4 protein-coding genes and 1 pseudogene are annotated in these 4,975 nt (G+C 69.0%); all 5 read right to left on the reverse strand.

Features of this window, described 5'->3' with window-relative positions:
- The coding region (locus tag GWI24_RS40210) for a helix-turn-helix domain-containing protein (RefSeq protein ID WP_308344251.1) at window positions 1–1,297 on the reverse strand (1,297 nt) is incomplete at its 3' end.
- 242 nt (window positions 1,298–1,539) lie between these two features.
- On the reverse strand, window positions 1,540–2,493 hold the full coding sequence (locus GWI24_RS40215) for a hypothetical protein (RefSeq protein WP_210950972.1): 954 nt from the start codon (window positions 2,491–2,493) through the stop codon (window positions 1,540–1,542).
- Between the two features lie 99 nt (window positions 2,494–2,592).
- Entirely contained in the window at window positions 2,593–4,347 is a 1,755-nt protein-coding gene (locus GWI24_RS40220) for a hypothetical protein (RefSeq protein ID WP_247617559.1), read from the reverse strand.
- 14 nt (window positions 4,348–4,361) lie between these two features.
- Window positions 4,362–4,550, reverse strand: coding sequence for a hypothetical protein (locus GWI24_RS40225; protein ID WP_210950973.1), 189 nt, complete (start codon window positions 4,548–4,550; stop codon window positions 4,362–4,364).
- 307 nt (window positions 4,551–4,857) lie between these two features.
- Window positions 4,858–4,975 (reverse strand): annotated as a pseudogene (locus GWI24_RS45925) (ATP/GTP-binding protein); the annotation flags it as partial.

Here is a 4,975-nt window from a genome sequence, read left to right on the forward strand (position 1 = left end):
ATGGGAAGAGGACGGCCGGACAGCTTCTGCTGGACTGGTACGGGCAGGCGCCGGACGAGGAGCGGCTGCTGGTGCTGCACCGCTGGGGAGTCTTCCTTCTGGCTGCGCCCTCACGTAGGTGGGGCCCGGGCCCAGCCGCACGACTGCGCCTGGTCAGGGAGCTCCCCCCGTACGCCGAGCGCCTTGAGGTGCCGGTGGTCTCCGGCCCGGACCTCCCCTGCTTCCGGCTGAAGTGCACCGATGGATCCTGGCTGGGCCTGCGCTTCCTGGGATCGGAGGACGACGCCACGCGGGCTCTCGATGCCTGCCGGAGCTCTCTGGGCGTCACGCCGTACGCGGCGCGGAACGCCCGGCTGAAGTCCGCCGGGCGCGGGAAACCCCACCGGGCGGCGATGGCGCTGATCGACCGCCGCCGCGGCCGGGGGTCGGTGAGGTCGGCATGGCAGCGTTCCAGGCGGCGCCGACGTATCCGGGCGCTGACGGTTTTCCGGCTCGCTTTGGAACAGCAGGTGGAGGGTGCGTACGGAGATGTGGTGGTGGGCGGCGATGGCCGCGGGGCATAACTCGGGGTCGCCCAGGTGCTGGTCGATGAAGGCGTTGATCCGGGCCAGCAGCACCGCATTGCGTGTCTCGGCGGGCAGGGTGTCCTGGGATCCGAGCCGGGCCGCCAGCAAGGTTGCGGCCAGGTCCACCCCGATGGCGCCGAGCCGGACCAGCTCCGCCGGGCCGCAGTGCGGGCGGCCTGCGGCAGCTGTGCCAGGTACGGGCCGAGCAAGGCCGCCGACCCGGCCCGGGACGGCAGCGGCTCGGCCAGCAGCCGGTCAGCCCGGCCGCTGGCCAGCGGCGGGACGGGGCGCGGCAGCCGCATCAGCGTCGGGCGGGTCTGGCGGCCCTGGTCAAGGAACTCGCAGGCCAGCGGATGCGAGCTGGAGAACAGGGCCATGTCGCCAGCTTGGAGACAGGCGACGCCGCGCGCCTGCTCCAGCCGGACCGAGCTGTCTCGGACCAGGAGCAGGTAGTAGTTCTCAGGGTCGTGGCGGCGGATGTGGACCGGCGAGCGGCGGGCTGTCATCGGGGAGAAATCGAAGGCCGTCACCTGGCTGTGCGGCAGCTCGACGGCTTCCGCCCGGCCCTGGAAGACAGCCGTGTGCGCGCTGCGTGCCGCCACAGGCATGACTTCGTGGCCGACCATCTCGCACCACCAGTCAAACCGCTCCGGCGCCGGGACGGAATCGGTGCCCACCGTCACCACCGGCCCCGTACCGCCCTGTCCTGATATCTCCGCGCAAACCGGCATGCAACCGATGGTGCCCGGCGGGACATCGATCGAGAAGACCGCCGCTTCAGTCGGGCGGCCGCTGGTGCCGGGCGCTCAGACGGTTCAGCACCCGCGGACGCCAGCGGTGGGCGAGGTAGGTGTCGCAGTCCTGCTCGGAGAAGTCCCCGATCAGGTACTGGCGAGCGCCGCCCTGCCCGGTGGCCCGGGCCGGCCGCCCGGAGTGGGGGCCAGGCCGGGCCAGGAGAAGGCCTGGCGGCCGGTCAGCCCTTGGTCTTGATCTCGCCCAGGGGTGTGAACCCTGTCCAGCACGGGGTGTCGAGCCGGAGAGTTCCCGTACCGCCTGCGCCGCCATCGCAATAGGTCGAGGCCGAACTCGAATTGATGAAGACGCCGTTCGGGTCGACGTCAGTACCTGCGAAGGGTGCTCCGGGGAACGTCTGCGCCCCGACATTGAGTGAGTCGTAGGGGCAGCCGTTGCCTGAGGTGAAGCAGGGGGCGCTTTCACCGATCGGGTTGTAGCCGGCGTGTGTGGTGTTGTACGCGACGGTCCAGATGACCTGGTCGGGAAGGGTGGTCACGCCGGGAAAGTCGAATTTGACCGTGTGTGCCAACCCGTTGTAGCACGTGTTGTCGGCCGGGCTGAACCATTTGCCCGCGTTCGATCCTGTGCAGTTCACAGGGTCCGCTGAAGGCCGGTAGGGGATGTTGAATGTCTTCGTCACGGTGGCGAGGAGAGCGCCGGGGGCGGGGACGGGACCCGAGTTGTCCACTGCGTAGATGTTTGCCGTGATGGGGTGGGTGAAGGTGGCTCCCGGCGTCGTCAGGCAGTCGCCGCCGGACGGGCTCCCGTTCTGGCATTTCTGGCTCGACATCACCACCTGCAGCGACTTGAGGGTGCGCGGTTCGGGGGTGGCTGAGGCGGGCTGGGTGAGTGCGGCAAGTCCGACCTCGTCCCCGAACTCACTCGTCGAGGTCGCCTCGAAGCCCAGGCTGGAGACGTTTCCTGGCACCTGCTGGGGGATCGAACTGTAGGCGATCTTGCTGCCATTGCCGCTGATGCCACCACTGCCGCCATTGCCGCCTTCGCCGTGCCCCTGGGCGAACACCGGGCCTGTGGCCGGTCCCGCCAGCAGGCCAAGAAGGGCCAGCGGCAGGGCGTAGGCGGAGAACTTGTGTCTCAACGCGCGTGTGTACCGGCGCGGGATCTTTCTCATGGAGTCTCCGTCGAGTAGCCGTTTTCGGGTATCCCGGACAGAACCTAGCCACACCAGGGGTCGCATATGGCATTTCTTCATATAAATAGCCCAATTGCCTCAATCATGGTGAACCGTAACCAGACGCAGATCGTCGAGCTGCTCACGCGGCTGGTCGGCCAGGAGGGAGCGGCCCATCCTCGGACCAAGGAGGAGACAGCGGGCTTCACGGCTCCTCCTATGAGGCGAGAATCTTCCCCCCTTTGATATGGGGTCAGGCTCGCGGCAGACCTGTCTTTCGCTCGATCGGGCCGTGAAAACCAAGGCGCCGTAGGCCCTGGGGATCAAATGCCGCTTCAGGGGCATCAGCTCGATGTAGTCTTCGCGACCCAGCGGCACCGGGACGTACCCGCACACGGCGATCAGCGCCGCCCACATCTCATTCGGCGACAGCGCACAGCGGGGCATCATCGGATGCCGCAGCCCATCGTGCTCACGCTCCTGCCACCCGCAGATGATCCACTCCTGGAACATCTCGGCCAACTGGGCCAGCGTCCACACCGCCTCGCCCTCGGCGTCCTTCCCACGCTCGCCGGTGTGCGAAGCCGTATAGGCGGCCACGTGCTGCACAAACAGTGTGTTGATCGAGGAGAAGGTGCGCTCCACGTGCCCCTTGGCCGGCCCGTTGCCCGGCGGCGCGGGCTGCACGGAGATACCCAGCGACTCGCAGGCGGCGATGAACGAGGATGAGACGAACACATTGCCCTGATCGACCACGATGGTCTGCGGGGTGATCACCGGCCGCGCCGCGGCACCTTCCAGCCGGGCATCCACGCTCAGCAGCCGCTCGTAGGGCACCACCGAGTGTTCCATCGCCAGCGCCTCGGCCCAGCCGGGTCGCATCGGCGCCGGGACCATCATCTGCGCCAGCAGCTGCGCCGCGTCCACGCTGCGGATCCCTTTCGCGCGCAGCATGGCCGCGCAGATGGTGCGGGTGGCCACATCCAGAGCGATGGTTAGCTCCGGACGCTCCACCACCCCGTCGTCGAGCACCACGAAGGCGTCCAGCATGGTGCTGTCCATCATCACCAGCTCACCCGGCGCCATCACCGTCGTCGGCACGAACGGGGGAGCCGGCCGGGCTGAGCGCCAGCGGCGCTGCCGCGCACTGTCCAGCAGCCCGCGGCCGTCGGCGACGGCGTGCACGAGCCGGTTGAACGTCGCACTCGGGGGCAGCGGCACCACCCCGTCCCCGTACTGCTCGGCCAGCAGCCGCTCGGTGTACACCCGAAGCCGCCCCAGCGTCCCGTTGGAGCGCTCCCGCCCGGCCTCCAGCACCTCCCGCAGGGCGGCCACCACCCGCTCGTCCGCACGCCCCAGGACGGACCGCGGCCGGGTGGCCCGGTGGTCCACCAGCCCCCACACCCCGTCCTGCCGGTGACGGGCCCGCATCCGCCGCACCGTCACCGCGCTGGTCGGCATGCCGGCCGCCGACAGCTCCACCGCCTTCGCCTCCTCGCGCTGAGCCAGCGTCCGCGTCTGCGGGTCGTACTCCGCCCGCGGCGGCCCTGCTGCACCGGACCCGCCTGGCCGCCCCGTCTCCACCTCCCGCACATGCCGCTCCCACGCCAGGGCCCGTTCCCGCACCGCCTCGGACAACGACTCCAGCAAGCCCAGCGGCGGCACCCTGGGCACTCCCGGCGCATCCAGGACTTCGAACCCCGCATCGGCGAACACCAGCGACATCAAAACCGCCGCTACTTCACCGTCCTCGGTGACCAGCCGCACCTGACCGTCAGCAAGGGCCGCCACCCTCCAGGTGCGCCCCCCGAACCGCACCTGGCACCCCAGCTCCACCACCGGCCTGCCAGACATCCCGCTGCCCGCCCTCACTCTGCCGCCTGCGCCCACACCGGCATCCGCTCATGCATCGCCGCCCCCAGGTCCGCCGCCAGCTGTCCCGCCCACAGGGCATGGAACAGCGCGGGAAGTACTACCAGCGGATCCCCGATCCTCCGTACGCCCTCCCACAGCGGCGCGGGCTCGGCGAACGCCTCCTGCAGCGCGGCAACAAGCAACTGACCACCGTGGTGCCGCGGGTGCCGGTATCCGGCCAGCCAGGTCACATTGCGCCGGTAGATCGGGTCGTAACGCTCGTAGGGGGGTTTGTTGGTGTGCGGGGTGGCGGTTGGCCTGGAGTGTTGTGGGTTTGTTGAGAGGAAGGGTGAGCGGTTCGTGTGGCTGGGTCGGGGTGTCTGAGCTGTGGTTATGTGTTCTGTATGGGTGTTTGCTGGGGGAGTTGTAGGTAGTTCTGGCGTGTAAAGGTTTGGTTGGTGTTTTTGCTGGTCAGGACTGTTCGTGCTGGTGGGGTGGGGGTTAGCGGGTTCGGGTGCGGGGACGGTGGTGGGTTTCGGCGAGGTGGTCGAGGCGGATGGCTTCGAGTGATTGTTTGGTGATGCGTTCGGTGCCGTCGCTGATGGCGGTGATGGCGGCTTGGCGGATG

Origin of the sequence: Streptomyces sp. MK37H, from assembly GCF_018035285.1 — a bacterium.
GTDB classification, from domain to species: domain Bacteria; phylum Actinomycetota; class Actinomycetes; order Streptomycetales; family Streptomycetaceae; genus Streptomyces; species Streptomyces endocoffeicus.